We start from the raw sequence: 1,737 nt of genomic DNA, 5'->3' as shown, positions 1-1,737 counted from the left end.
AGAACGATGACGCGGTTTATCTCTGTAAAACCAGAATCCGCGACAACAACTCATCCCGATCCACATAACACCCCTGGAAATGCCGCGCCCCGGTCGTCGGGTCGAAGGCATTGCGGGCGTGGAGGGTGCGGCGGTTGTCGAAGCACCAGAGCTGGCCGGGTTCGAGTCGTTGCATCAGGCGAAAGCGAGGCTCGCGGGTCAGGGCGATGAAGCGGCGGTAGGCGCGGTAGAGCCTGGGCATCTGCTCGACCGAAGTGTCGAACGGCCCACGCAGGAAGTTCGCCATGCGGATCTCCGAGACTTGCCCCAGCGCGTCCAGCGCGATGATCGGTGCCAGGCAGCGATAGTCGCTGTGGCGGTCCTTGTTGCGGAATTCCACCGGGATCTGGCACAGCGCGTCGAAGGCTTCGGGGTCTTCCTGGCGTAGCGCTTGGGCAATGGCGAAGCCGTCGACGAAGATGCTTTCGCCACCCTCGGCGTCGTTCACCAGGCAATGCAGGAACTGCAACCCCGGCTGCAACTCTCGTGTCGGCAAATCGCTGTGCAACGGCAGGTTGAAAGCGGTGTAGGCGTTGCTGTCGGCGTCGGCCTTGGATTGCACGTTGAACAGCACGCCGAAATTGCTCTCGCGAATGAAGGAAATGCGTTGGGCGATCTGTTTCAGCGAGCCAGGTTCGGTGGGCACGCCTCGTACTTGGGTCAGGCCGATGTCGCGTATCGCCAGCAACCATTGCAGCAGCGCGTCGGTATCCTCGATCAGGGCCTGGTATTCGAACACTGGAAGTTGCAGGTCGCGCTTCCAGAGTTGTCGTTGCGGCTTGCCAGCGAGTCGTTCGGCCCTGGATGCGTTGTCATAGGCGTGGGCGCGCAGCCATCCCGGGTCGAATTGGCTCTGGTGGCCATCCTGCCAGGCCACGCACAGGCGACCTTGATCATCGATGCGGACTTCATCGGGCGCCAAGTCTTCGGGCACATCGACAATCTCCAGGACTTGCTCGCGGGTCACGTTGTAGACGCATTGCTGGCAGGGGCAATTGTCGCGCAGCCACTGGAGATGAAAGGGGCTGAGGCGACCATCGGCCCAAGTGACGTGAACCCGATCGGCCAATGGTGTCGCAGCGGTCAATGCGTGGACCAGAGGATAGCTGCGGAAGTCGGCAATTGCGGCGGCGGTGTGCATGGCGATCTCCTCGGGATTTTATCGGGCGGGTGGCAGGGCGATGACCCGACCGATATAGGCCGGCGTCGGCAAATCGGATTGGCTATCGAGCAGGGCTTTGAGTTGGCCCAGGACCCGTTCGGTGAACGGCGCGGAGCGTGGCCCGGCCAGATCGACGTGCAGCAGCATCTGTTCATTGCCGGCCAGCTCTTTGTCCCCGCCCTCCAGGTGCAGGCTGTGGTAGAGGTGCAGGCGTTTGGCGTCGTGGCCGAGGATGTGCGTATGCACCTCCACATCGGCGCCGAGTTTCACTTCGTGCAGGTAGTTCAGGTGCAGCTCAAGGGTGAACAGCGAATGGCCATTGACTTCGCGGCTCTGGCTGTCGAGGCCGAGCCGGTCCATCAGCGCGTCGGTGGCGTAGCTGAAGATCAGCAGGTAGAACGCGTCGCGCAGGTGGCCGTTGTAGTCGACCCATTCGGGGAGGATGCGGGTTTGGTAGGTAGTGAGGGTGGGCATGAGTTTGGTTCCGACAGTTGTGGTGACTGGGAGGCCGCTATCGCGAGCAAGCTCGCTCCCAC

General features: G+C 62.2%; 2 protein-coding genes. Both read right to left on the bottom strand.

Going from position 1 to position 1,737, the window contains the following annotated elements:
* Window positions 1-16 precede the first annotated feature (16 nt).
* Complete coding sequence (locus OC610_RS26920; RefSeq protein WP_264432332.1) at window positions 17-1,180, bottom strand: gamma-butyrobetaine dioxygenase; 1,164 nt, start codon at window positions 1,178-1,180, stop codon at window positions 17-19.
* A gap of 18 nt (window positions 1,181-1,198) precedes the next feature.
* Window positions 1,199-1,675 carry a thioesterase family protein gene (locus OC610_RS26915; RefSeq protein ID WP_264432330.1) on the bottom strand — a complete coding sequence of 159 codons (477 nt, stop codon included), beginning with the start codon at window positions 1,673-1,675 and terminating at the stop codon, window positions 1,199-1,201.
* Window positions 1,676-1,737: the final 62 nt, after the last annotated feature.

The organism is Pseudomonas agronomica (assembly GCF_025917275.1).
Classification (GTDB): Bacteria; Pseudomonadota; Gammaproteobacteria; order Pseudomonadales; family Pseudomonadaceae; genus Aquipseudomonas; species Aquipseudomonas agronomica.
The sequence above is the reverse complement of the archived record's forward strand: the minus strand, read 5'-3'. Positions and strand labels throughout refer to the sequence as shown.

Coding starts and splice junctions, on each gene's coding strand:
- OC610_RS26920 (WP_264432332.1), bottom strand. CDS start 1,180: ATGCACACCGCCGCCGCAATTGCCGACTTCCGCAGCTATCCTCTGGTC.
- OC610_RS26915 (WP_264432330.1), bottom strand. CDS start 1,675: ATGCCCACCCTCACTACCTACCAAACCCGCATCCTCCCCGAATGGGTC.